General features: G+C 64.4%; 27 protein-coding genes. 8 read left to right on the top strand and 19 right to left on the bottom strand.

The genetic code is table 11. The features are described from left to right. Nucleotides 1-40: 40 nt before the first annotated feature. The 11 genes from ACWDRB_RS40190 to ACWDRB_RS40140 all read right to left on the bottom strand — a co-directional run bounded on the left by ACWDRB_RS40190 (nucleotide 41) and on the right by ACWDRB_RS40140 (nucleotide 8,069). Entirely contained in the window at nucleotides 41-1,420 is a 1,380-nt protein-coding gene (locus ACWDRB_RS40190; protein ID WP_449902872.1) for a tyrosine-type recombinase/integrase, read from the bottom strand. After that, complete coding sequence (locus tag ACWDRB_RS40185) at nucleotides 1,417-1,608, bottom strand: helix-turn-helix transcriptional regulator (RefSeq protein WP_449902869.1); 192 nt, start codon at nucleotides 1,606-1,608, stop codon at nucleotides 1,417-1,419. Before ACWDRB_RS40185 ends, ACWDRB_RS40190 begins: the two co-directional genes overlap by 4 nt. Then, nucleotides 1,605-3,218 carry a replication initiator gene (locus ACWDRB_RS40180; protein ID WP_449902867.1) on the bottom strand — a complete coding sequence of 538 codons (1,614 nt, stop codon included), beginning with the start codon at nucleotides 3,216-3,218 and terminating at the stop codon, nucleotides 1,605-1,607. Before ACWDRB_RS40180 ends, ACWDRB_RS40185 begins: the two co-directional genes overlap by 4 nt. Then, nucleotides 3,215-3,418, bottom strand: a complete 204-nt coding sequence (locus ACWDRB_RS40175) for a hypothetical protein (protein WP_449902865.1) — start codon at nucleotides 3,416-3,418, stop codon at nucleotides 3,215-3,217. The genes ACWDRB_RS40180 and ACWDRB_RS40175 overlap by 4 nt, the downstream gene beginning before the upstream one ends. Next, complete coding sequence (locus ACWDRB_RS40170; protein ID WP_449902863.1) at nucleotides 3,415-4,842, bottom strand: FtsK/SpoIIIE domain-containing protein; 1,428 nt, start codon at nucleotides 4,840-4,842, stop codon at nucleotides 3,415-3,417. The genes ACWDRB_RS40175 and ACWDRB_RS40170 overlap by 4 nt, the downstream gene beginning before the upstream one ends. Nucleotides 4,843-4,927: 85 nt before the next feature. After that, nucleotides 4,928-5,245, bottom strand: coding sequence for a hypothetical protein (locus ACWDRB_RS40165; RefSeq protein ID WP_449902861.1), 318 nt, complete (start codon nucleotides 5,243-5,245; stop codon nucleotides 4,928-4,930). Further along, the gene (locus ACWDRB_RS40160) at nucleotides 5,242-5,508 is read right to left on the bottom strand and encodes a hypothetical protein (RefSeq protein ID WP_363981294.1); all 267 of its coding nucleotides are present in this window, start codon (nucleotides 5,506-5,508) and stop codon (nucleotides 5,242-5,244) included. The genes ACWDRB_RS40165 and ACWDRB_RS40160 overlap by 4 nt, the downstream gene beginning before the upstream one ends. After that, nucleotides 5,509-5,934, bottom strand: a complete 426-nt coding sequence (locus ACWDRB_RS40155; protein WP_449902859.1) for a plasmid replication, integration and excision activator — start codon at nucleotides 5,932-5,934, stop codon at nucleotides 5,509-5,511. Nucleotides 5,935-6,056: 122 nt separating this feature from the next. Next, nucleotides 6,057-6,773, bottom strand: coding sequence for a GntR family transcriptional regulator (locus ACWDRB_RS40150; RefSeq protein ID WP_449902857.1), 717 nt, complete (start codon nucleotides 6,771-6,773; stop codon nucleotides 6,057-6,059). 74 nt (nucleotides 6,774-6,847) lie between these two features. Continuing rightward, on the bottom strand, nucleotides 6,848-7,327 hold the full coding sequence (locus tag ACWDRB_RS40145; protein WP_449902855.1) for a hypothetical protein: 480 nt from the start codon (nucleotides 7,325-7,327) through the stop codon (nucleotides 6,848-6,850). A 328-nt stretch (nucleotides 7,328-7,655) separates the two neighbouring features. After that, nucleotides 7,656-8,069, bottom strand: coding sequence for a hypothetical protein (locus tag ACWDRB_RS40140; protein WP_449902853.1), 414 nt, complete (start codon nucleotides 8,067-8,069; stop codon nucleotides 7,656-7,658). A 121-nt stretch (nucleotides 8,070-8,190) separates the two neighbouring features. On the opposite strand from ACWDRB_RS40140, the gene ACWDRB_RS40135 reads away from it, so the two are divergent. After that, nucleotides 8,191-9,408: an XRE family transcriptional regulator gene (locus ACWDRB_RS40135; protein WP_449902851.1), complete on the top strand. Its 1,218-nt coding sequence runs from the start codon at nucleotides 8,191-8,193 to the stop codon at nucleotides 9,406-9,408. Here the strand turns inward: ACWDRB_RS40135 and ACWDRB_RS40130 are convergent. Beyond that, nucleotides 9,386-9,949, bottom strand: coding sequence for an NUDIX hydrolase (locus tag ACWDRB_RS40130; RefSeq protein ID WP_449902849.1), 564 nt, complete (start codon nucleotides 9,947-9,949; stop codon nucleotides 9,386-9,388). The genes ACWDRB_RS40135 and ACWDRB_RS40130 overlap by 23 nt on opposite strands. A gap of 455 nt (nucleotides 9,950-10,404) precedes the next feature. Between ACWDRB_RS40130 and ACWDRB_RS40125 the strand changes: the two genes are divergently transcribed. The 4 genes from ACWDRB_RS40125 to ACWDRB_RS40110 all read left to right on the top strand — a co-directional run bounded on the left by ACWDRB_RS40125 (nucleotide 10,405) and on the right by ACWDRB_RS40110 (nucleotide 15,739). After that, a complete protein-coding gene (locus ACWDRB_RS40125) occupies nucleotides 10,405-10,836 on the top strand; it encodes a hypothetical protein (protein WP_449902847.1) in 432 nt (143 codons plus the stop codon). Between the two features lie 44 nt (nucleotides 10,837-10,880). Beyond that, nucleotides 10,881-14,000: a tetratricopeptide repeat protein gene (locus ACWDRB_RS40120; protein WP_449902845.1), complete on the top strand. Its 3,120-nt coding sequence runs from the start codon at nucleotides 10,881-10,883 to the stop codon at nucleotides 13,998-14,000. A 554-nt stretch (nucleotides 14,001-14,554) separates the two neighbouring features. After that, nucleotides 14,555-15,277: a hypothetical protein gene (locus tag ACWDRB_RS40115; protein ID WP_449902842.1), complete on the top strand. Its 723-nt coding sequence runs from the start codon at nucleotides 14,555-14,557 to the stop codon at nucleotides 15,275-15,277. 213 nt (nucleotides 15,278-15,490) lie between these two features. Beyond that, on the top strand, nucleotides 15,491-15,739 hold the full coding sequence (locus tag ACWDRB_RS40110; protein ID WP_449902840.1) for a hypothetical protein: 249 nt from the start codon (nucleotides 15,491-15,493) through the stop codon (nucleotides 15,737-15,739). A gap of 153 nt (nucleotides 15,740-15,892) precedes the next feature. Here the strand turns inward: ACWDRB_RS40110 and ACWDRB_RS40105 are convergent, their stop codons facing one another. The 4 genes from ACWDRB_RS40105 to ACWDRB_RS40090 all read right to left on the bottom strand — a co-directional run bounded on the left by ACWDRB_RS40105 (nucleotide 15,893) and on the right by ACWDRB_RS40090 (nucleotide 18,313). Continuing rightward, nucleotides 15,893-16,267 (bottom strand): hypothetical protein, encoded by a 375-nt coding sequence (locus ACWDRB_RS40105; RefSeq protein WP_449902838.1) that lies wholly within the window; start codon nucleotides 16,265-16,267, stop codon nucleotides 15,893-15,895. Between the two features lie 272 nt (nucleotides 16,268-16,539). Then, the gene (locus tag ACWDRB_RS40100) at nucleotides 16,540-17,013 is read right to left on the bottom strand and encodes a DUF4279 domain-containing protein (RefSeq protein ID WP_449902836.1); all 474 of its coding nucleotides are present in this window, start codon (nucleotides 17,011-17,013) and stop codon (nucleotides 16,540-16,542) included. A gap of 540 nt (nucleotides 17,014-17,553) precedes the next feature. After that, on the bottom strand, nucleotides 17,554-17,922 hold the full coding sequence (locus tag ACWDRB_RS40095; protein WP_449902833.1) for a hypothetical protein: 369 nt from the start codon (nucleotides 17,920-17,922) through the stop codon (nucleotides 17,554-17,556). A 16-nt stretch (nucleotides 17,923-17,938) separates the two neighbouring features. Further along, nucleotides 17,939-18,313: a hypothetical protein gene (locus ACWDRB_RS40090; RefSeq protein WP_449902831.1), complete on the bottom strand. Its 375-nt coding sequence runs from the start codon at nucleotides 18,311-18,313 to the stop codon at nucleotides 17,939-17,941. Nucleotides 18,314-19,979: 1,666 nt separating this feature from the next. On the opposite strand from ACWDRB_RS40090, the gene ACWDRB_RS40085 reads away from it, so the two are divergent. Further along, nucleotides 19,980-20,534, top strand: a complete 555-nt coding sequence (locus ACWDRB_RS40085; RefSeq protein WP_449902828.1) for a hypothetical protein — start codon at nucleotides 19,980-19,982, stop codon at nucleotides 20,532-20,534. Nucleotides 20,535-20,580: 46 nt separating this feature from the next. Here ACWDRB_RS40085 and ACWDRB_RS40080 read toward each other — a convergent pair whose 3' ends face one another. Next, nucleotides 20,581-20,868, bottom strand: a complete 288-nt coding sequence (locus ACWDRB_RS40080; protein WP_449902826.1) for a hypothetical protein — start codon at nucleotides 20,866-20,868, stop codon at nucleotides 20,581-20,583. A 319-nt stretch (nucleotides 20,869-21,187) separates the two neighbouring features. Between ACWDRB_RS40080 and ACWDRB_RS40075 the strand changes: the two genes are divergently transcribed. Continuing rightward, entirely contained in the window at nucleotides 21,188-21,526 is a 339-nt protein-coding gene (locus ACWDRB_RS40075; RefSeq protein WP_449902824.1) for a hypothetical protein, read from the top strand. Nucleotides 21,527-21,715: 189 nt separating this feature from the next. Here the strand turns inward: ACWDRB_RS40075 and ACWDRB_RS40070 are convergent, their stop codons facing one another. Together ACWDRB_RS40070 and ACWDRB_RS40065 are read right to left on the bottom strand one after the other, a co-directional pair. Next, entirely contained in the window at nucleotides 21,716-22,249 is a 534-nt protein-coding gene (locus tag ACWDRB_RS40070; protein WP_449902822.1) for a class I SAM-dependent methyltransferase, read from the bottom strand. Nucleotides 22,250-22,254: 5 nt separating this feature from the next. Continuing rightward, complete coding sequence (locus tag ACWDRB_RS40065; RefSeq protein WP_449902820.1) at nucleotides 22,255-23,436, bottom strand: cytochrome P450; 1,182 nt, start codon at nucleotides 23,434-23,436, stop codon at nucleotides 22,255-22,257. Between the two features lie 87 nt (nucleotides 23,437-23,523). Here ACWDRB_RS40065 and ACWDRB_RS40060 point away from each other — a divergent pair, with 87 nt between their 5' ends. Continuing rightward, entirely contained in the window at nucleotides 23,524-24,129 is a 606-nt protein-coding gene (locus ACWDRB_RS40060; RefSeq protein ID WP_449902818.1) for a TetR/AcrR family transcriptional regulator, read from the top strand. The last annotated feature ends 424 nt before the right edge of the window (nucleotides 24,130-24,553 follow it).

The raw sequence follows: 24,553 nt of genomic DNA, 5'->3' as shown, positions 1-24,553 counted from the left end.
GGGGGAAGCCGGAGCCCTTCGAGCAGTGTTGTTCGTGATCTCATGCGGTGAGTACGTCCGCTATCCGCTGGTTGACGATCTCTTCCTGACCGTCGATGCACTTGGCATAGACGCGGAGCAGGACATCCACCCCGTGGCCGGCACGGGTTGCCACCTCCGGAGCCGGTACACCGCCGTTGAGCCAGAGCGAGACGGCCGCGTGCCGGAGATCATATGGCCGCCGAGCGAGCGGTGAGGCGACCTGGGCGGGGCTGAGAGCCAGGGTGCGGGCTTCCTGCCAGACCTCGGTGTAAGCCGTCGAGGCGACGACGCCGCCCCGTTCACTGCGGAACAGCCGCCCATCGGGGGAGACACCGAACTCTTCGATGTGTTGCCGAAGGATCTTGACCAGTTCCGGAGGGATCGGGATGCGGCGGACGTCATCCTCGCCTCGATGCTTGAGACCGCGCAGCTCGTGAGCGTCTCCCGTGTCGGTCCACCGGCGGTTCACCTCGGGGCGCGAGCCGTCGAGGGTGAGCCGTCCCCAGCCGTCCGCCGGGAGGTAGCAGTCCTGCTCACCAAGACTGACTGCCTCGCCAGGCCGGAGGGCCGCGAAGTACATGCAGGCGAACATGGCCATCAACCGCTGTCCCCGTCCTTTCCCGCCACGCTGGCGCTTGCCCACGTAGGTGAGCGCCACGAGTAGCTCCCTGGCCTGGCGAGGGTTGACCACAACCCGCGGATCTACTGTTTCGGTCGTCTTCGGAAGCTTCCACTTGATGCGGTGCAGCGGGTTGGACGGCAGCTCTTCCAGCTCCACCGCGTACTCGAAGACGTGGTGCAGGATGGCGCGCTTTCGCTTGATCGTGTTGGCGCCGGCCTTCTTGCCGTCGAGGCGGAGCGTGAGGGCGTCCAGGGCCGGGCGGACTGCCCTGGTCTCGTTGAGGTCCTCCATGGTGAGAGAGGCCGCCTCCAGCCAGCGAACGGCCCGCGCCATGTCGACGGGCATCGAGGGCCGCTTGTCTTCGGGGAGGAGGACGTACTGACGCAGGGCAGTACGGAGGAGGGTTGCATCCGGCCGTCCTGCCTTGTCGGTCGTCAGGGCTGGGAGAGCCGTAGCCAGCGCGTCGGACATGCTGTCACGGCTCTTGGCAGCCGCGTGTGGCCAGCGCGCCTCAACGTACGCCTTCACGAAGTCGAGGACTGTCCGCGCGTCCTTGGCCTTGATCATCGACTCGGGGAGGCCGGTCTCCAAGTCGAACGCTTCTCCCCGTCTCGCGGCCTGCCGCAGGTCAGTCAGGAAGCTCTCGCCGAGGGCCTTGGTCTTGTAGGTCTTGGACTTCTCCCGGCCGCCGACCTTCCAGCGCACCTCGTAGGAGGGTGACTTGCTGGACTTGTTCCGCCGGATCTCCCAGAACTTCACGTCGTATGAGGTCGTCATGCTGCACTCCGGAGGGATTCGAGCCAGGCGTCAAGGTCGCTGCGGTAAATGCGGAGTTCGCCGTTGGGCAGGCGGATGCCCTTCGGTGCCTTGCCGATCTCGCGCCAGCGGTAGAAGGTGCGGCGGGAGACTCCGCCCAGTTCGTCGAGGACCTGGGCCACGGTCAGCAACTCGTTTCGCTTGGTCATGCAGCCCTCCCCATATCTTCAGTTGCCGAAAGATCTTGTCCGGCTGCTCTGGCTTCCAGCTCTCTGAGGTGGGCTCGCCAGCGTTGGCGTTCGGCCACGGTGCGCAGGAGACGTACGGCGAGAGGCGGCACGTTGGCGTCTCCGGCCGGGATGGGCCGCCAGATGTAGCGGTGTGGGTCGGTCGGTTCGTTGGCCTGGCCGAGGGCTTCCAGGACCCAGGTACGGCGGTCCTGCTTGTGCTCGGCGAGGGTTTTGTTGGACCACTTGCGGGAGACCAGGACGCGGCGCCCGGCGTAGCCGAGGTGTTCGGGCTTGTGCGCCTTGGAGCGGCACCGGCCGGGGGTCATCCCGGCTTTGGCGTTCTTGGGCTGGACGCCGTAGCGCAGCCAGTTCGGGCATGTCGTCGAGCACGGCTCGTAGCGGAGGGCATCAACCATGCGCGCGGCGTGCTCGCGCTGGGCCTGGCCGCCATCGAGGGTCTCGCCGATGGACTTGGTCAGGTACTTGGACAGATATCGGATGCACTGGTCAGCGTCCGGCGTACCAGCGAGGACGCCTTGTACGTCCACCTGATTGCCGAAGCGGATCACGTGGAGCGGCTCGGCGTCTTCGTCGAGGGAGTCGAGGGCCTCGTCCCAGGTGGGCAGGACCTCGCCGGTTGCCGGGTCGAGGTAGCCGGCCTCCTCGTTCCACACTGGCAGCCGATCGCCCTCGAAGCGCACTTCGTCGGCTTGAGGCCACCACACCTGGTGGTAGGTGGCCGCAGCTATCTGCTTGATCTCCGCGCGCGGCAGAGTGCCCCGGACGGCCATGTGCAGGTGCGGGGCGAGCCTCTTCTGAGGTTCGACGGCCGCGAAGTACTGCACGTCATAGCCCGCGACCCGGCGCAGGTTCTGCACGAAGCGATCCACGAGCTTGGAGAAGTGCAGCGCGTCCCGAGCAGCGCGCCGGTAGTCGTAGGTGTCAGGATCGAGCGGGACGCCGTCACGGACCTTGCCGTAGCTGGGCAGGGTGAGCGTGACGAACAGCGACGGCCGGTAGGTCTTGCCGTCGGCGCTGGTGAAGGTGCGTCCAAGGGTGGTGTGGGTCATCTTGCGCTTGGGCAGGTCGGGTGCATCCTGCCGACGCCGGGTCGATCGGGTGCGTTTGGGCACTGCGGATCCGGTGACGCTGCCCCGCATGCCAGCGGCGTTGATCTCGTCATCGAGGCCGGACAGGACGGCGTCCAGGTCTGTGGTGTCGTCGCCGGCCTGTTCGGCGGCGTCACGCCTGGCTTGCATGTCGGCGCGGAATTCGACCAGCCAGCGCTGCTCCTCGTTCGGCTCGTCCGGCGTGATGGCCGGTTCGGTGTCGAGGTGCCAGCCCTCGCGGCATTGAGCCATGCGGAGCTGCCGGTTGCGCTTGGCACACGGCGGGCACTTGCTGGCGAGGACGGCCCCGCACGGAACGTCGATGATCTCGGACTTGCCGGTGACGATGTCGAGCCGCCGCAGCGGGATGGGCCTGATGCAGACCCCGTGAAGCTTGGCGACCTCTTCGAGGACGTCGCGGGCCATCGGCATGGCTTGGCGGACGGCCCGGGGGAGTGCGCGATCGTGCGGATGGGTCATGCGGTTCTCCCTTCGCCGGTGGTCTCGGATAGCCGGGCGCAGAGCCGGTAGTGCTCCAGGTGCGGGTGGGCGTGGACGCGGGGGTGGTAGAGCTCGAAGACCCGCATGTGGGGCAGGTCGTGAGCGGTCAGCAGGACCATCAGCGGGCGGCCTGCGACCAGGCTGATTTCGTCGGCGGTGCCGTGGAAGCAGATCCTCATGCCGCACCCTCGCGCGGGCCGAAGGCGTCGACCATGGCGCAGATGTCGGCGTCGGAGACGTAGGCGGCGCGCACCCGAACGGGTTCGGGGCTGGCCTCCAGCCGGACGTAACCGACGCCAGCGCCGATCTCCGGGACGGGGGAGATGTGGTCAGCGAGAGCGCCTCGATCACGTGCGCCGTCGCCGAGTACCATGTCCACCTGTTCGGACTCGTCGAGCCGGAGGGCGATCTTGTCGGGGAACAGGTTGCGGATGTTCATGACCTCTTTGCGCGGGTCCTGAAGCGCGGCCAGGACGCCGACGCCGACCGCGCGGCCCTGGGTGGTCAGGGTGGCCAGCGCCGCGGAGATGCGTTGCCTAAGTTGCCGATCGGACTGGTAGGCCGTCAGGAACGCCACCTCATCCACTACGACCAGGACGAATGGATCATCGACGGTGGGTGTGTGGGAGCGTTGGAGTCCGGCGAAGCGGGCAGCCCGTGTCTGCATGACGCAGACGGCCTCCTCCAGCAGGTCGGCGCACTCCTCGGGAGTGGCCGCGTACCGATCGCCGAAAAGGTCGCGCCCGTAGGACAGCTCCATGAGCTTGGGGTCCAGCGCCCACAACTCGACCAGGCCCGCGCTGGCGGCGGGGAGCAGTGAGCGGATGACGGACCAGATGATCGACCCTTTGCCGGCCCCGGTCGCGCCCGCGACGAGGACATGGGTGCCGTGCACTTTGAGCCGCCACGGCCGCCCGTCCTCGCCTTTGCCGATCTCGACCGGCCCCACGGTCGGCTCCTCCGGTATGGCGAGCGCTGGCAGGGGCGAGGCGAGTGGATCGCTGCGCGGGAAGGTCAGCGTCAACCGACCGGCCCGGGACAGCGCCACGCGGCACGACTTCGCGCCGAACCCTTGGGCCAGGTGGTCGGTGCGGTCAGCCCAGTCCTTGACGGCCTGTCCCTTGAGCATGCGCACGGTGACCAGGTCGGCCCACGAGGTGCAGGTGACCTTGCCGAGCCGGGGTAGGTAGTCGCGGCCCCGGAGGTGTCGGCCGAGACCGGAGACGATCATGACGGGTTGCCAGTGCCGCCGGTAGATCCAGACGAGCCGCCACCAGGCCAGCAGCCGGTAGCCGACGAGACGGGCGAACGACGGCCGGTCGATGAACGCCCACGAGCCCAGGACCAAGACGACAGTGCCGAGCAGGGATGCCGCCAGCGGCCAGCCGTAGAAGTACCAGGCAGCGCCCAGGGCTACCGGGATGGCGGTGGCGATGGGGTGGCGCCAGATCGTACGGACGAGCTCGGCGAGCGTGCGACAGATCAGGATGACGATGGTGATGATGGCGGGAGTGGTGACGACGGCCGGGCGGAAGACGACGGCCGTGTCGGGCGTGGTGGAGACGAGGTTGCGCGCCTCGTCGCCAGGCAGCCGCTTGAACATAAGCTGGGAACCTCTCGTGATGTGGAAGTCAGGGGAGAACCGAGGGGCCGCCGGAAGTTGCCGCTTCCAGCGGCCCCGCCTCATGTCAGGCCGCCGGGTCGGTGGCGTCCTTGGTGGTGGCCGACTGTTCGGCGTGTAGCTGCTCGCATTCGGCCAGGTAGCGAGCGGCAGCGTTGAAGATCTCTCGGGCGACGGTCAGGTCGGTGTCGGTGACCGGCCCGGCTCCGGTGGTGGAGATGTGCACGTCGGCCTCGTGAGAGTTGAACTCCAGGTACGGCCGCGGGCTGCTGAGCAGGAGTCCGGCGCGAACCTTGAGGTCGGGCGTGTGGAAGGAGACGCCGACGTGCGGCGTGGACTCCGGGCGCACGGACAGCGTGACGTAGGTGTACGGGCCGAGACTCATGCCGCGACCCCCTTGCCGTCGGGCAGCCCGTAGAAGCTGCGCTCCAGGGAGCGGGCGAAGCGGTGGGCCTCGCGGGCGAGCTGGCGCGCGAACTCCAGGTCCTCCACGGTCACGGGTCCGCTGGTGGTGACCAGGACGGAGGTGGCACCGAAGTCGAGCGCCAAGACGGGCTCACGGCGGGCGTACGGGTGATTGAGGGTGCGGGCGGCGTGCCCGGTGGTCAGCCGGATCACGCTGTTGCGCGGGGTACGGCGACGGGTCATTTAGGAGGCGTCCTTTCCGGCCGAAGCCTTGCTCTGGGCGGGTTGGGTGGTCTGGCGGGGTGCGTGCATCTCGCGGACCTTGATCGAGTACGCGAGCCGTCCGGCGGCGTTGACGTACGGCGTGATCGTGATGCCGTCGAACTCGACCGGCGTGAACGGCAGGCCCGGCATCGGGGAGGGCGGCACCGGCTGGACCGGGGCCAGGATCTTGACCGCCACCGTCTTCTGGGCGGGCTTGAGGGTCGGGTCACCGTCCATGACCGCGACCTGCCAGACCAGCTCTGCGGTCTGCTTGTCGCGGGCCTGCACGAACCGGCCGTTGGACGAGGCGTCGAAGTCCTTGACGGGCTCGACCTCGCCGACGATGTAGCAGCCGTGCGGGAAGACCATGTTGTACGTGACGGGGATGGGTCCCTGGATTGCCATGCTGTTCCTCTCGATAGCGGTGGAGAGCCCTTCGTTCGCTCGTCCACTTGTCCGCATGAGTTGAGAGTAAGTGACTGCAACTCGTCCGCACAAGTGGATGACTGGTAAGTGGCGGGTAAGAGTTAGCTCACCTTGAAGACATCTTCGAGCTCGTGCAGGCTCCCGGGCAGGGCCAGGCTCGCCACCATCAGCACGTCGCCGGCCGGGTCATGCACGGTGGCCAGCACGCCGAGGACCGGGTTGGATGACCCGAGCAGCTCGGCTTCCTCCTGAGTGGGCGTACGCGCACTGACTCGCTCAGTGATGTGGTCGAAGCGCAGGTGCTTGACGGCCTGGAGGTGCTGGCGGATGCCGCGCCGCAAGGGTTCGGGCTTGTCCAGGTCGGTGCCGATGGCATGCTCCAGCGGCACCCAGACCGTCTCCACGGCCGAGATCACGTCCGCCTGTCGAGCCACCCGCTTACGCATGATCACTGGGGTTTGCTCGGCAACCCCCAGCAGACGCGCTACATGCCGTGGGGCTGGAACGCGCCCGGCTTCCACCACCGCATCGGCGCTCTCGCCCTGTTCGGTAGTCATCTGGCTGGGCCGTACCCGCTCGGCCGCGCTCTCCGGACGACCCTTCACAAAGGAGCCGCGCCCGTGTTCGCGCTCGATCCAACCTTGCATGGCCAACGTCTGAAGGGCACGCACTACCGTGGTTCGGCCAACGCCCAATTCGCGCACGAGCTGTGTTTCGGACGGCAGCATGTCGCCCGGGGCGTACTCGCCCGACTCGATACGCTCTTGAATAGCCCGCATCACCTGGGCGTATTTCGGTGGGGCGAAGTCCATGCTCATCTCAACCGCCCGTTCGCTCTTGCACTCATGCGCACAAGCACAGTACCGGCTAAGGATGTGCTTGTCAGGCCCCATCAGGGTGCGGGCATAGTGACCTTACTGCCGTCTCGATCAAGGGCATCGAGGAGCGTGAGGCACTCCGCGCACGCCTGAGGGGCAGCGGGGGAGAAGGTCAGCGACCAACCGCAGAAGGGCAGCGGCTTGACCGGCGAAGAACAAATGGCGAGCTTCGTTCCAGGCACGACGGCGTGCTGCTTCAGGACGCGGCCCTCTCTCGTGAAGCCAGCCACGTACGTCTGGACAGCGACCTCAGACTCGCCCGTCGGTTCATGAATCGCAAGGTCATCCCACGCGACAGCCCAACGCTGCGCACCTTCCGGAAGGTCGTACCACTCGCCGTCGAGCTTCAGGAGAGCGACGTTGCCCTCGCGCAGCACCGCCACCACCCGCCCTTCGCGCCCGATCAACATAGATCGGTAGGCCCGCGTGGAGGCGGGGCTGTGCTCCATGGTCACGATCGTTGCGCGGCTCCCAACACGCTCCCACGTGTTCATTGAGGCTCCGCAGAGGGCGCCTCGTGTCGGCCCACCTCAGTGCATTGCTGGTTGCGCAATTCCTCGTACCGCATAGCGATGCGGCGAGCCGCCCGAAATGGATCAGTCGCCGGATGCCAGGCATAAATGACGCGTCGACGACCGGCATTCCACCCGGTACGCCACCAAAAGCGCCCACCGTCGCACCATACGATCAGGCCCACCCAGACCGAAACCAACGCCAGCCCATAACCGTCGTGGACATCGGCCTTTATTCCGTCGTGACGCAATGCCTCTTGCAGGAGCTCGGCCGACCGGCAGGGATCTGTACCGATCATCATGGGGGCGATCATTTGGCGACCCGCTCAAATAGTACGGAACCCGCTGGGTCAAGATATGCCCGGAAGATATGACGGCTTGACCAGCCATCCGCACCCGCGCCGAAGTCGAAGACCTTGCGCACGATGTTGCCTCGAATAGAGGCGTCACCCGGCATGCCCCGCATTGCCTTGCGCAACTCGTCCATCGCGGTGGCCTGGAAGGCAGAGGACCCGCACGGTCCCAGGGCCTCACCCTGCTCCGAGGTGATGCGGACTTCCCACTCGAACCGCTCCTGAGGCGTCTCGGCCGGCCCCGGGCAGTGCAGGCAGTCCTCTTGGGCGGATGCCGCCAGACCCAGCCCCGAAGCCGCCACGTGGCCGCGCCGGGTGACGATCTTCCAGCCCCGTCCCTCGCACTCTGTGCATCTGACTGGCGTTGTCATGCTGGACAGCATGGTTGCCGATACTTTTCTTACCTATCCCGCGCTGGTATACGACGATGGGATATAGGCTCCGCCACACGGCAATGCATCATCCGGACATTGACAAAGCCGGAGGTCAGCAATGCAGAATGGCGCGTTCGACCCAATTGAGCTACCCGCCGTTGTCTGGGAACAGGAACAGACCCGGGAAATTCTCAGAGAGCGCGACATTGCCGGACTTTTCGGTCTTGCGGTCAAATACGGCGCGAGTCAGGTCCGCATCGGCACCGCCACCGGCCTCGGTCAGCCCCGCGTCAACGCCATCCTCCGTGGCAACGGAACGATCAAAGAACTCGCCGTCATCGAGCGCATCGCCTCTGGCCTACGCCTGCCCGATCACGCCCGCATGCTCCTCGGCCTGGCCCCGCTCGACATCGCCTCACCTACTGGCGACCACGACGACGAACACGAGGAACAAACCACCGAACTAATCAGCCGCCTGGACGCCGCCGCAGCAGTCGACCCCACCACGGTCATGATCCTTCGCACTGACACGAACAACCTGCGCTTGCTGGACCGCCGTCTCGGAGGTCCTGCCATCGCCGACAAGATGCACGCCCAGATGGCCCAGATCCAGCGCGCCCACCGCCACGCCATCCGCCCTGGCCTACGCGCCGACCTGGCGCACCTACTCGCCGAAACCGCCTCACTCGCGGGATGGCAGGCCATCAACACCCTGGCCCTGAACGACGCCTGGACGCACTACGAGCGCGCCAAGGCCGCCGCATATGAGGCTGACGACGTGGCCCTGCTGGCCTACGTCTCTGGCGAACAGGCGTACGTCCTCATGGAGCTCGGCCGCCCCGCCGAAGCCACCGAACTCCTGCAGCATGTTCACGAGCAGCACGGCGGCCACTTGCCGGCTCGCCTCCGCACCTGGCTCTCAGCAGCCGAAGCAGAAGCCACCGCCATCCTCGGCGACGAGACCACCTGCCGCGCGGCTCTCGACCAGGCCGCCGCCCTCCTTCCCGAAGGGGACGGCGATGCGGAAATGCCGTACCTGTCCATCAACGCCCACCACATAGCCCGCTGGCGCGGCAACTGTCTCGTACGTTTCGGCGACCCAGACACCGCCGAAGACCTCCGGTCGGCCCTCGCCGGTATGGACGGCACCTACAACAGAGCCGAATCCGGCGTCCGCTGCGACCTCGGCCATGCCCTCCTGGCCGTCGGCGACCCCGAAGCCGCCCAACCCCACATCCAACGCGCTCAGCAACTGGCCACCATGACCGGCAGTCGCAGACAGCGCCGCCGCATCGACGAACTGTCGAAAGCCGTCAACCGCGCGCTCGGCCGTTGAGCCACACCTGAGCCTGAAGCAACCCGATCAATGTCCCGGACGTCCAGATGTCCCCGCCGGCAATCATGCTGGGAACCTCCGCCATGGGAACCCACTCGATCCGGTCGGCTTCCACCTCGCCTTCAGGCGTGCCCACCAGCTCGGCCCCGCGCGCCACGTAGAGCAGGTGCTCGGCATCCACCATGCCAGCCATCGGCTGGTAGCTCACCAGGCGCTCGACGTTCTTGGGCCGGTACCCGGTCTCCTCCTCCACCTCCCGGGCAGCGGTCACCATCGGATCCTCGCCGGCTTCGACCAGCCCGCCAGGAAGCTCCCACCCCCACCGATCGAACACGAACCGATGCCGCCACATCAGCAAGACCCGATCCTGCTCATCCAGCACGACCGCGATCGCCGCCCGGTCCATATGGATTACATGATGTTCAAACCGCTCCCCACCCGGGATCTCCACGTCGGCCAGGCCCAGCCGAATCCACCGGTTGTCGTAGATCAGCCGTTCCCCATGCACGACCCAGCGCGTCAGCTCAGCGTCATCAGCCACACCGTGAAGCTACCGCCTTGCTATTCCGAGGTACATGCATTCCAGCTAGACGGTCACATCGCACGGTGCATGAACAGCGTTCGAGATGACAACGACAGCGCAGCACACAGAACAGCAGTTCGAATCCCCTGGAGGACGTGTTGATCTTGGTCGACAACCCCCTAGCAGGGTCTTCTTTGTTTCTCGATCAACATGTTGCTGTCATCAGGCCCTCTGACCTGCTGCTTCAGGTTGGAAAACCCTCACTACAGGGTTCAGGCACGTCGCTCCATTGGAGCACGTGTCGAGCGCCCACAGACAAGCTGAGACTCAACAGCCACCCAGCCACACGTCCGTAATCACAGGCGTAATTGGAATGTTTAGGTGTTCTCGCGTGCGCCGGCGAGCTAGATTCAGATGCGTAGGCAACATGACCGCGTAGCTGTCAAGTCGCAACCGGGCAAGGAGGCTCGTAGGTGAGCGCAGACCTATCCGAACTGGTGGCACAGGTATCGCCGTACGTAGTCGCAGCCGTTAATACGTATGGGGCAGCGGTGTTGGCCAGAGCCAATGACGAGGCGGCCGATGCGACAGTAGGGTGGGGACGCCGGATTCTTCAAAGGATATTTGGTACAGCCGAGAGCGAAGCAGATGCGCCTGAAGCGGTTCGCGATTTGGCCACTGATCCGGAAAATGCTGATCTGCAGGCAGCCCTGCGTGTGCAGATTGGTAAGGCGCTACGTGTAGATGAGGAACTAGTTTCGGCAGTTCAGGCACTAGTAGCGCAAGCAGGCCATCAGGTAATGTCGGCCGGGCAGACTCAGCTCAACGCGGTTGCCTTTGGGCAGGCGCAGCAGGCTGTACAAGGGCAGGGTGTACAGACCAATACCTTCAATTCGCCGCAATGAAGGAAGGGTCCGACTCTGAAGGGTCAGTCCCAAGTTCATGGGATATGCATGCCGAGGCCCTCGATCACGCGCAGCAAGCAGTACAGGGCCAAGGCGTGCAAATTATCAACTTTGGTATGCCAGGCCACGGCTCTGCCCAAGCAGCGATCTCGCTACATCCTCCGTTGGGTCAGCGGAGCGAGGAGCGCCGACTGCGAGGGCGTGATTTGCTATTGACTACCTTAGAGGATAGTTGGGAGGCATTTTCCGAAGCACCAAGGGTGCATGTGTTGCATGGGTTGGGTGGCATTGGTAAGAGTCGGGTGGCGCTGGAATTTGCCTACAGGATGCAGGAGCGTGATGTAGAGGTATGGTGGCTGACGGCCGCCGACAAAGTGCAGTTCAGCGCAGGTATGCAGGCTCTTGCGTATCGAGTAGGAGTGCCTGCTCATGATCTGAGCCGGGCCGATATCGCGGATCTACTCTGGTCGCGGCTTACCACTCGAGAGTCACCATGGCTGCTAATAGTAGATAATGCTGACGATCTAGCTATGCTGAAATTGGCTGGCAGGAGAGTGGCCGAGGGTACTGGTTGGATTCGGCCGCTTCGTGGGGTCGCGGGCATGGTGCTCGTGACCAGCCGAGATGGGCGGCGTAGTACTTGGGGCGCTTGGGTTCGGCTGCATGCTATAGCACCACTAGACGCCGATGATGCCGCTCAGGTGCTAATCGACTATGCGGGCGTAGAGGCGGGAACTCGTTCTGAAGCTTTAGCATTAGCTGCCCAATTGGGGTTCTTGCCATTGGGGTTGCGTCTCGTTGGATCTTATCTAGCAAGAATTAGAGCTATTCCAGCTGTCTTCGCATCGCAATCCACGGAGACTCCCCCACCGCGCTCTTTCAAGGATTATCTTGATGCGCTTGTTGTGGGCCATGCAGAGATGGCGAGCATTGCGTCGAGTGAGGGTCTTTCAGAAGAAGAGTCCCAAGAAATAATCCGTTGGCCTTGGGAGCATTCTCTAGATTATATTGAAACGAATGGCACCAGCTATGCTCGCGCCCTATTGCGACTTCTGTCAACTATGGAGGATGCGCCTATACCTTATGAATTAGTTCTATTTCCGTCCGTTATGAAGGACTTGCCAGCATTTACCGGAATCACTGGTGTGCAAATTTGGCAATCCTTGACCGAGTTGGCCAATTTCGGCCTGCTTGACCTAGATATATCGTCTGATCCTGCGACGCTAAGCCTGCATCCGCTGGTGCGAGTCACTGGTCGGCAGGGTGACAGAGTAGAGTATGACAAGTATCAGATCGTATTAGCGCAACTTCTAGCGAACCTTCCGAGCCATTTCGCAGACAAAGGGCCAGAAGATCCTGCAACCTGGCGCCTATGGCAGTCCATGATGCCGCATATATGGTCGTTGTTCCACGCCTTGCCTGTTGAACCGGGCCCGTCGACTACAGCGATACGTTCCCTTGCTGAAGTGGCTCATCTGGCCGCACGCGTAGCGAATGCTCAAGGACTTTATCGCCAAGCGGAGAATCAACACCGTGTCATTCTTCGGTCTCGTGAAAAAATCTTAGGGGTAGGGCATCCTGATACGCTAGAAACGCGCCGCAATCTTGCAGTTGCGATAGCGTTGCAGGGACGGTATGCCGAAACTGAACATGAGTTTCGTGCCATATTTGCGAAGCAGTCCGAGGTGCAAGGGGCTGAGCACCCCGATACGTTGACCACTGGGCATGCAATAGCGGTTGCTGTGGCTGGCCAAAGACGCCACAGTGAGGCCGAAGATTTGTTTCGTACAGTTCGGGAAATTCGGGAGCGTGTATTAGGAGCTGAGCATCCCGACACGCTAACCAGCCGGCATGCGTTAGCCGTTACCGTGGCAGGGCAAAGGCGCTATTCTGAGGCTGAGCAGGAGTACCGGGCTGTCCTTGAGATACAGGCGCGAGTATTGGGCGCTGAACATCCGTTCACGCTTAGAACTTGGCATGAAGTCGCGCGGATGTTGGGGGGGCAGCGGCGGCATAACGAGGCTGAAGAACAGTTCCGGCAGGTTCTTGAATCGCGGGAACGAGTGCTGGGTTCTGAGCATCCGGACACATTGACGACAGTACACGCTATAGCGCTAACAGCGGCCAGGCAGCATAGATATCATCAAAGTTATGATCAGTTTCAGAAAGTTCTTGAGGCCCGAGAACGAGTTCTGGGTGTAGAGCATCCTAACACCCTGAGCGTCCGTTGCGATATAGCGAGACTGACCTATCGGCAAGGGCGATATGTCGAGGCGGAGGAGAAATATAAAGCCGTTTTCGAGATGCAAAATCGCGTGCTTGGCTCAGAGCATTTTGATACGTTAACCACACGTTATGAAATAGCGATGACGATCGAGCTTCAGGAGCGGTATGCGGAAGCTGCGGAAGAGCTGCAAGCCATCCTAGATATGCAAGAACGTATCCTCGGCGTTGAGCACTTTGACACCCTAATTACCCGCTCTGGCGTCGGGCGAGTTATGTCGAAGCGGGGACGGCGTGTCGAGTCCGAGGAGGAGTTTCGTGCTGTCCTAGAGATCCAAGAAAGGTTTCTTGGTATCGAGCATCCTGACACCTTGAATACGCGGTGCAATGTTGCGAGAGTGCTCGAATCGCAGGGACGGTACGCCGAGGCCGAGGAGGAGCTTCGCGCGGCTCTGGATGCCCAGGAAGGCGTCCTTGATACTGAGCACCCCGACACGTTAACTACGCGCTGCGATATAGCAAGAGTGATGTCGAAGCTGCGACGGTATGACGAATCTGAGGAGGAGTTTCGTGCTGTCCTAGAGATCCAAGAAAGGTTTCTTGGTATCGAGCATCCTGACACCTTAGATACGCGGTGCAATATGGCAAAAGTGCTTGAGTTGCGGAAGCGGTATTCCGAGGCTGAGGGAGAGTTTCGCGCGGTCCTGGATGTCCAGGGGCGGGTCCTTAGTGACGATCACCCTGACACGTTGGCTACTCGCTGGGATATAGCGCGTGTGGTAATAAAACAGGGACGTTACGCCGAAGCTCAAGAGGAGTATGCGGAGGTTTTGGAGATAGAGACGAGGATGCTCGGATCTGAACATCCTCTCGTTAGGAAGCTCCGAAAGCTTTTTGCGGCTGCAGTGCTTACGTCGGAGGATCCGCCAATGGTTAGTTAGTGCGCTCTAACTGTCAGATCCGCATTCAGAGGCGAGAGATTATGTTGTTGGGCCGATTCGGATCCTCGAGCCTTGTGGCACTCCGTGCCGTCTGGTTTTCAATCGATTTCAGGCGGCTGTTCGTTGTATCGTTCGTGCTCCTTTGCCGAATTCTGCTTATAGGGATCAAGGCGGCGGCGCGGCGCGCCGCCGTACTCCCGGCCCTCCGCCCGCCCGCCGTCCGGGCGTGCGGCCTGGGGGCCGGTCCCGGACGGCGGCGGGATACCGGGCCGGCCACCGCACGCCGCCCCACCGTACGGACCGAACGCTCCGACCGGGGTTGCCGCGCCACCGCACAGATGCAGCCCTACGATCGCCACTGCATGGCTGTTCGCCGGACATGGTTGGGGGCGATCGAAGGTCCGGGGCTTCGTTCCTCAGCCCCGGCCCACCGGATTACGTGTGTCTCTCTGCGTGGCCCGAGCCCAGGCGGATCGCTGGTAGATGATCAGGCTTGCACGTCCCCACAGGGTTATCGCTGAAAGCGGGCGGTCAGGCCGTCGTGATGGTGGATCATGAGTGGTGTGAACGGGAACGGCGGAGAACTGGGCGTCGACCTTCTCCGTTTGGCGGTCGCGCCCGCGTCCAGCAGGCCAGGCAGCGAATCATTCCAACTGCAGGTCTACGTCAACGGAGCGGAGATGACCTCCGCCGGGGCGGGGCTGGGGATGGATCCGTACGACGTCCTGGTCCCGGCCGATCGACTGCTGGCCGATTCCCGGCCGCACACTGTCGCGATCGCTCGCTGCGGCGCATGCGGCGTCTACGACTGCGGGGGCACGGACGTCACCATCACCCGTGATGGGGACCTGGTGCGCTGGGAATGGTCGAGAGAGGTGCCCGCGGACCGAGGCGCCTGCTTCTCGGCCACTCAGTACGAGCTGGAGGTCGCGCGGGTCGCCGCGGATCATTCGTGGGAGACCCCGATGCGCACCGCGGGGCGGCTGGTCCTGACGAGCATTGACCATGACCGACTGCTGACTTACGGCCTCAGCGCCAAGAGAGCCGTCCCCCGAGGTCCTGATCTGTTCGACGTCTGGCTTGAGATCGAGGATGACTACCAGATCTTCGTCGCCACTCCCTGGCGCGGCCGTAGCCCGACCGAACTGGCGCGTGAGGTCTGCGCGATCCTGGCGCGTCCTCCTCATGAGTGGCCCGCCACTTGGCATTCCGTCAAGGGCTGGGTGACTACGCCGCCGAACATCGCGGGGCCGTCCTGGGAACGCGAGCAGCTCTGACGTCGAAGCGGCTACCAATCCCCGAAGGATCGTCCCACCTAGAACCCAGCTGCGAGCCCGGGATGATCAGACGGGAAAGGTACGCGCGTCGCGCGAGAACCCCAGGTCGCTGGCTGATCGTCGTACATTAGCGTGCAATTAGACAGGGTGACGAGGGTGCAATCACGGTCACTCACGACCGGCCAGCCGGCCAGCTCAGGGCCATGATGAGCTGTGATCCTTGCAGTTCCCAAGCTGATAGTCCGAGAGAATGCTCTTGTGGGAGATCTGTGGACGATCATAGACGATCACATCGTCAACGAACGCATCATCCAGGCTTTGTTGATCATGCGGCAGGAGTTCGGCGATTCGATCCCCGAAGCTATCGACAGGTTCGCGGAGCGCTATGAGGCCCTCCGTGAGGCCCGGCCGGATGCCTTCGGAAAGTCTCGGAAGGAGTACGGGCGAGGCTTCTACTCGTAGGTGTATCCCGGCAAGATCCGGAACATACTCGGAATGATCCGCCCTCAGCCGTGTGGAAGCGAGAGATCTGCCGCAGGTCAAACCGCCATGGGAGCAAGGAACGACGATCCACTTCTAATCCGACGGCTGCAGGCTCCATCTCGAAGGCGCCAGCTACGCCGGAAAGTCCGTGTTCCAGGGATAGGCGAACCGCTCGGGTGCTACACCCCACTCTTGGAGCAAGGTCAGGAGGTCAGCCTCGTCGGTGGCGACGATGCGTTTGATTTCGTCGCGTCCTATGTCGTAGTCCCAGCTGTCGAGATGCTCGATGACGTATTCGCAGTGTGTCAGTTGGAAGCCGCGCCTCTCGCCGTTACGTGTCCAGCCTTCTCGTCGGGCGGTATCGTCGGCTTCGGTTCGCAGTGGGCGGATCTCGATCCATGCCCGATACTGCGGCTGGCCCGCTTCGACTTCGGCGACGAGGGTCCTGCCAAGGCGAAGCGCGCTTAGCTTGTCTGTTGGGAAGACTGCCTCAGCGGGTTGATCCACAGGTTCCAGGGTCTCACGGTGGCGTCCGGGGAGCCGTGCAATATGCGTGCAATGATCTTGCTGGGTCGAGGCATTCTGACAAGACAGCACAGCAGGTCAGAAGCATTGAGGCGGTAGGAACGGTCACGAGCTGTAAAACTGTCGATAGTGGGTACTGCACTTACGATCGTCCGCCTGCGGTTGGTGACTGTAAGTGGCCGGGAGCGATCGGTGAGCCGGGACTTCTTGCAGTTCCCAAGTTGACCACCGCGGGCTCGATTCCCAACGCTCTGCTACAGGTTGTCTCCGTACTCATCGACGTCGAGTTCGGCACGTGTGATCTGTAAGAAGTCCAGGACTCGCCGATCCAGATGCCATCCCAGTGGCCGATGCCGCGCCGGGGTGCTTGGAAGCGCCGGCACCACCGGGGCCGCGACCCCGTCCTCTTCATCGCCAAAGAATCGAACCACCTGAAGGGTCGCCGTGTGTCCAGGTTCATGCCGATCAAGTTCTTCGGCCACCGCGCCGATCATCTTGGCGTAGGGTTCCAGCCGGCCGACCAGGGCCAAGATCATGTCATCCACCGGCCGCTCTGAGGACCGTGGGCCGTTGACCTGCCAGATATGAACGGCCGGGTGCGGCGGTTCCAGCCTTCTATTGCCTCGGACCGTGACCACGTCAGGCTCAAGGCCGAGCCGTGCCGCCATCTCCGCAGCGGACACATGCTCACTCTTGAGCGCGAAATATACATACTGATCGACCTGCATGCGGTGACTCTAAACAATTCCCGATGTAGGCAGGGTGGGATGCGCAAGCCTCGCCAGAAGTGGTCTGCTAGACCGATGGGTCGAGCTCCAGCCAAGGCTCCTCAAGGTGGCTCAGGAGGTAGGCGAACGGTTCAAGTCTCTCCTAGGACACCAGAACAAGGCCGAGATTCAAGATCCGGGATATGCGCGGGATGAAGTGCGGGACTGTCGGTGCCGCGGTCGGCAGAACCGCAGGTCGTAGAGCACCCGGCGTCTGAACCATCGGTCCGCTGTAAAACCGTCGGCTCAGCCTACGCAAGTTCGAACCTTGCACCTGCCACACGCAGTAAGCGCAGCTCAGAGGCCCTTCGGGGCCTCTTCTGCGTTTCAAGGGTATGCAGCCAGATGCCGCTCTGAGCGGCCCGTTGTCGCTGGTCCACCAATATACGTGCAATGATCTTGAGCGCGTTTCCGCAGGTCGGCCGTTGGTTACGGCCAATACGCGGCCAAGTAGAAGAGCCCCGGTGGTGGGCCGGGGCTCTGGGTGCGGCTGGGACGTGGTCATGCGGCTAGGGCGTCGCTGATCCGCTTGTTGGCGATCTCCTGTTGGCCGTCGATGCACTTGGCGTAGACCCTCAGGAGAACGTCGACGCCGTGGCCCGCTCGTTCGGCCACATCCGGGGCTGAGACACCCGCATTGAGCCAGAGGGAGACGGCCGCATGCCTGAGGTCGTAGGGGCGCTTGGCGAGCGGGGAGGCGACCTGGGCGGGTGTGAAGGCCAGGAGGCGGGTGTCCTGCCAGACCTCGGTGTAGGCGGTGGAGGCGACGACGCCGCCCCGTTCGCTGCGGAAGATGCGTCCGTCCTTGGCGGTCCCGTACTCGGCGATGTGCTCGCGGAGGATCTTGACCAGCTCTGGCGGGATGGGCACTGGGCGGACATCCTGTCTACCTCGATGCTTGAGGCCGCGTTCTTCGTGGGCGTCCCCGCTGTCGGTCCATCAGCCGCCGGCCCCTGCCTCGTCGCCCTACGTAGGTCACCGCGGTCAGCAGCTCTTGTGCCTGCCGAGGGTTCACCACGACGCGCGGGTCTACGGTCTCGGTGGTCTTGGGCGGCTTCCACTTGACCTTGTGCAGCGGATTTGCCGAAAGCTCCTCCAGCTCCACCGCGTACTCCAGGAGAGCGTGGAAGACGGCGCGCTTGCGGGCGATCGTCGTCGAGGCCGCCGCCTTGCCATCGAGGCACAACGTCAGGGCTTGGAGAGCGAGTCTTACGGTCTTGGCCTCCTCCAGGCCGGCCAGATCGAGGGAGGCTGCCTTCATCCAGGCGGCGGCAGCGGCATGTTGCTGTGGCACCTCTGGCCGCTTGTCCTCGGGCAAGAGAAGGCACTTGCGTAGGACCGTGCGGAGTTCGCGGGCGGTACGAGGTCGTCATGCGGCGCTCCGGAGGATCCGAGCCAGGCGTTGAGATCGCTGCGGTAGATGCGGAGTTCGCCGTTGGGCAGGCGGATGCCCTCCGGTGCCTTACCGATCTCACGTCAGCGGTAGTAGGTGCGGCGGGATACTCCGCCGAGCTCGTCAAGCGGCGGCGCTGCGCGCCGCCACGCGGCCCGCGCACGCCCGCACGCTGCGCGTGCGGCCTGGAGGCCGTTCTCGCGCGCGACGCGCGGGCCGCGTGTCATCTCAGGCTCAGCCCAGATGCCAGCGACTCGCTGTCAGAATTCGCGTCTATGGGAACAAGCAGCACTCTCGCTACATGGATCGCACCTGTTTTCGGACTGTTAGGCGCCCTGCTTGGGGGCTTCCTAGCTCCGTGGGTCAATGCGCGACTCAGCCGTGCGAGCGCCCGAAGGACTGCATTCGACAACGCAATCGCAGCGATCCGCACGGCTCAGGTGGTTCGATACCGTCCGGTCAGCGTCGCGCCGGACGCACTCGGTGGCGATGTCGAACGAGCACAAGAGCTTTCGAACCAGTTGGCCGAACGCGGCTTGGAGCGCTTCATCGAGGCACAGCAGGTGGCGATTGAGGCATTGGCGCAGTTGGAACCTCACTACATACCCCGTAGCTCTGAGCGAACCAACTGGGAGATCACCGAAGTAGAGGCAAAGGCCCTGGTCACGGAGCTTCTTACAGCTCGTGATTCAGCACGGTTCCGACGAAAGACGCGTTCAATATCCAAGCGTCCCGACCAGGCTCTGCTCAGGACGACTAGTGAAGATCATGCCTCCGGCGGGGGCACTCCGGCTCCAGGATGATCGGAGGTGCGGAGGGCGGGGTCCATAGGTGGCTGAGGCAGAAGCCTGATCATCCCGCCCGCCATCGTCCCGGGCTACGCCGAGCGGGCCGGGGCCACGGAGCCAAGGTCGTTCGTCCGGTGGGGCGCTCCACCTTGTCCCCGTGGCCCCGGCCCGCTTCCCCTTCGGGCGGGACGACGGCAGACAGGATGATCAGGCGGGTCGGGTGTACGCAGGTGCGCAATCCGTGCCACCCTGCGCCTATGCTCACCGTCCGCCAACTCCTCAACTACCTCACCGGCCTGCCCGACGAAACCCCCCGTCGTGGTCGACGTCAACGCCGAGGGTTGGTATCTCCGCGTAAGGCATCGAGATCGATATCTTCTGGGAACCCGGCCAGCGCGGCTGGACCATAGAAGGTCTCTCCAAGACACTCTTCACCTTGGACGACGTAGACGAGCTGATCACCGAATGCGACGCGCTCCGCCGGGAACTAGCAAACCTTCGAACCGGCCTCTGCTTCTCTCTTCGCAAGTACCACAGCGAACCGGGGCCCCAAGGGCTCACTGCCCGGTCTGTGCTCAGCGATCAAGTGATCTTCGCCGAGATCGAACGACTTCGCACCATCGCCGCCGGGTCCCCGCCGAGCCCAACTCAGAGCTTTGATCGTCGTGCCATTAGCCAGGGTGATGAGGGGGCAACCACGGTCACTCAGGAACGGCCCAACGGCCAGCTCGGCCACGCTACGAGGCGTGATCCCGACAATTCCCAAGCTGATAGCGAAGGTCTACCTTCCCGGCCAAGAAGCTTTGAAATCGGGCATTACCTACGCTAGCCCCATGCATCCTCAAGCCGTGGATTGGGCGTCGATCCCAGGACCGAGGTGGTACCGGCCCGAAGCTGTCGCGGAGGCCTTCGCCAACTTGCTCAGGTGTACTTGTAATGACCTGAACCAAGGAGGCGGCGTTCGATCAGTCGTAGGAAACGATCACGCAGGAACGCTCTATCCGGCAGCCGTCGCAGGAACCGACGTGTTATTGGAGATCATCGTCAAGCATCCGGGGCCGCCGAGGCAGGCTGCTCTTTGCGTTCTGCTCGATTGGTGGGGCTGTTTTCAGCCCGAGCCAGGCTTCGAGGCGTACACCGGCCAGCAGGGAGAGACGATCGATGTCATCGCGGCGATCGTCGAGCGAGTAGGGCAGGCGACTGGCGCCCTACGAATGATCGCGGAACGGGACCCAAATACACGTGGCCTCATCCGAGAGTTGATCAGGGCCCAGAGCCAGGGGTGGACGCTCATCGAATAGGACCCTGGAAACGTGGCTGATCGCCGCCGATCTGGCGAGGCCATGCTCATCGCTGCAGATGTGGGTCCTGCTCGTGCCGAGCCGGCTCTGGCTGGGCGCGGCACCAGTCCACGACGCGGTACGTGATGCGGTCGAAAGGCGCGTCATTTGTGAGGGGGCGTTCGAAGTCCGCCAGGCGATCCAGGTCCATGGCCAATTCCGCCAAGGTCTCCTCGGTGAATAGCCCCGACCCGGTGAGCGTCGCGTGCAGGTAGGCCAGGAGACGTTCATAGTGCTCGTCCCAGTTGACGTTGCCGTTGCGCTGCGCCTCATCTCGAAGCTTCTCCACCCGCACGCAACAGCTCGCCTTGGACGGTGTCCGCCTGCCCTCGACGTGGTACATAGGTCTGCCTGATCCCACGAGCATCAGCGGTATACGACGCATCCATGGCGGCCACCGTACAACCATGCCTAATGGGGCCTCCAGCTCCGGGATGATCTCAGTCAGGGGTGGTGCGCGCCTGGCGCGCCCGCTGGCTGACGCCAAGGCAAGCGACCACGTGTGATGCCGTTCGCTGTGGGATCGGCAGGCCATCGAGGAGGCGACCGCGCTCCTGACTCGTACCGCGCGCACCTACCACCGGCCGGGGCCGTATCAGGTGCAGGCGGCGATCGTGGCCTGTCACACCGAGGCCAAGACCTTCGCCGGCACCGACTGGCCGCAGATCGTGATGCTGTACGACATGCTGCTGTACCTGGCGCCGTCGCCGGTCGCCCGCCTGCATCGGGCGATCGCGGTGCGCTACGTGCAAGGGGCGGAGGCCGCGCTGGTGGAGCTGAAGGTGCTCGGCCCGGGGCTGGAGCGCTACCCCCTGTTCCACGCCATCCTGGCCGAGCCGCTGCGCGAGCTGGGGCGCCGCGACGAGGCACGCCGGGCCGATGAGCGGGCGCTGGAGCTGACCGCCGACCCGGCCCAGCAGGCGCTGTTGGAGGAACGGATCAGCTGGGGCTGATCAAGCGAGCGATCTCGGCCGGCGTCGCCCGCTGGTCAAGCATTCGCAGAGTGATCTGCCACGGCGACCTGCACCTCCCTCAACCTGATCGACGACGACGGACGCCTTTTCGTCATCGACTGGACGGCCGCCGTGCTCGCAGCCACCCTGCTCGCCCGGGCCGCCCACAGCACCATCCCTGCCATCTGATCAGCTGACGCCGAGCGTGGTCGTGCCGAGGACATGGAAGGAGAACGGGGTACGCACCTGCGGGAACAGAAAACGTTCGACGTCCCCCAGGATGAAACCTGAACGCTCGATCGCCGCCAGGGTGTCGCGGCCGATGTGGCAGCCGCCCTCCAGGTGCGGCCAGATGGTGGCATCCAGCACATCCTGCACCCGAGCGAGACCGGGCGTGTCAGCGCGTACGTGCTCCAGAAAGCGCACCTGCCCACCTGGCCTGAGCATCCGCCGCGCCTCGGCCAGAGCAGCACCGACGTCGGGCAGCGGGCACAGCACCATGCAGAACGCCACCGCGTCCACGCTGCGATCGGTCAGGGGCAGGTGTTCGGCCAGGCCGGGCACCACCTCGACGGCGACCGGCGCGCCGACCTCGACCACCTCACCGGTCAGGCCTGACAGCAGCGATTGGCGGCGTTCGGCCATGCCGCCTTCGTCCATGGCGGCGGCCATCTTGGGATACATCCGGCCGAAGACCGGCCGCCGTACGGTCGTCCTCACCATGGTCGTCACCAGGTGACGGGCAGGGCGGTGAGGCCGCCGGTGAGCACGTTCGGGTTGAAGGTCAGCTCCTCCACCGCGCAGCCAAGCTTCAGGGCGGGGAAGCGGGTGACGAACTGGGAGAAGACGACCTGCAGCTCGATGCGGGCCAGTGGCGCGCCGATGCAGTAGCGGGCGCCGTGGCCGAAGGTCAGGTGCGGCGCCGGCGGCCGGTCGAGGTCGAAGCGGTCGGGGTCGGCGAAGACGGCGGCGTCGTGGTTGGCCGCGCCGGTGTCCAGCAGCACCAGGTCCCCGGCTCGGACGTGGGCTCCGGCGATCTCCAGGTCGGTGCGGGCGTAGCGGGGGATGCCGCTGCCACCCAGACCAGGCGCGCGCAGAATCTCTTCCACGGCAGCGTCGATCCGGGATGGGTCGTCCACGAGGGCCTGCCACTGGCCGGGGGTGGTCAGGAGCCACAGTGCGCCGTTGCCGATCACGGTGACCGTGGTCTCGTGCCCGGCGAACAGCAGAGTCATGCCCATCGCGGCGGCATCGTCGTCGCTGACGCCGTCGGTGGCGGCCAGCCGGGAGATCACATCGGCGTCCACTTTCCCGGCGGCGCGCTTGCGGGCCACCAATTGCTGCCCGTAGCTGAACAGCTCGGCCAGCCCTTGCTCGGAGCGGGCCCGGTCGGTGATGTCGGCGGCAGCCTGCGTCCAGGCGCGAAACTGCGCCCGGTCCTCGAACGGGACGCCGAGGAGTTCGCAGATGACCGCGATCGGCAGCGGCAGGGCGAGCGCGGCGTGCAGGTCGGCAGGTGGGCCGGCGGTGGCCATCTCGTCCAGCAGGTTCGCCGTGAGCGTCTCGACCCGGCCGCGCAGCGCGCGCATGCGCTTGGGCGAGAAATGCGGCTGCAGCAGCGAGCGCATCCGCCGGTGGTCGGCCTGCTCGGTGTCGAAGTCGCCCAGCGGGCCGCCGAACAGTGCTGACTCACCGGTGCGGGAGGCGCGCTCGGGCTCGCGGTGGGCGCGGCCGAGCCGGTCGTCATCCAGCAGAGCACGTACCTGCTCATAGTCGGTCACCAGCCAGGCCGGGTCGCCGACGGCGGTGCGGATGGCGTGGATCGGGCCTTGGGCCTGCAGCCGGCGCAGCAGCGGCGCCGGCTGCATCGGGCCGGGCTGCTGGAACGGCAGCCGGACGGGTTCGGACACGACTCCCCCAAGAGGTAGACGCAGATTTGTATACTTCGGTGTCTAAAAAGCTACATGTATACTTCTTCTTCTACAAGCGGAGGTGGGATGAGCAACCCCGAAGCAGGCGGTACCGGCTCTGAGGCCGTCCCGGCTTCACCGGTGCGGCGGCTGCGGCGCGCCGAGCGGCGTGAGCAGATCCTGGACGCTGCCACCCGCGCCTTCGCCCGTGCCGGTTACGCCGCCACCGGCCTTGACGACATCGCCGCCGAGGCCGAACTGACCCGGGCGATGTTGTATCGGCACTTCGACTCCAAGGCCGACCTGTACCGAGCCGTGCTCGACCGGGCGTGCGTGCGGCTGGCCGAGGCCACTGGCACCGACGACTTCGACGAGCGCGCCCTCCCTGCCCTCGTGCGCGCTGCCGCGGCTGATCCCGACGGCTTCAGGCTGCTGTTCCGCTACGCGGCCCGCGAGCCCGACTTCCGCGAGCTGATCGACTCCATGACCTCCGCTTCTCGTGAGGTCGCCCGCCGCAACCTGGCCAGGAGGATCCCTGCGGGCCCTTGGCTGGACTGGGCCGCGAACCTGATCCCCACCCTGACACTCGAGGCCGTCATCGCCTGGCTGGATGCCGGCCAGCCCGACCCCGACCAGGCCGCTCAGCGCATCGATCAGGCCGTACACGGTGTCATGGCCGCCGCCCAACCTTGAGCCGTCCAACAGCGGGTCACCGCGTACGGCCATCATCGGCAGTGATCGGTTCCGATCAGGTCTCAGAACACGTGACTGGATTGGGCGGATCAGCGCTTGAAAGTCCGCAGCAGGGTCCTCATTGCGGGCCAACGCTCCCACGCGGGGACGTCGGACAGCACTGAGCTCGGGCGTCGGTGAGCTGGATAGCATCGAAGGGAGAGATTCTCTCGGCAAGGCGGTGGGGCGAGATGAACCGACCGATGCCGGCGGGGATCGCGACCGGATCGGTGCTCGCGCCGCCGCCCCACGACCGCTTGGTGATGGCTGGTCTCCATTCGTGGTCGGGGGCGATGGAAGAGCCGGATAACGGTGTTCTCAGATCGCGTGGCTAAGCATGTGGGCGCTGACTCGGCCATAGGGAGACAGCGGGTCGCCTGTGCGC

This window comes from Nonomuraea sp. NPDC003707, from assembly GCF_053587055.1.
The sequence above is the reverse complement of the archived record's forward strand: the minus strand, read 5'-3'. Positions and strand labels throughout refer to the sequence as shown.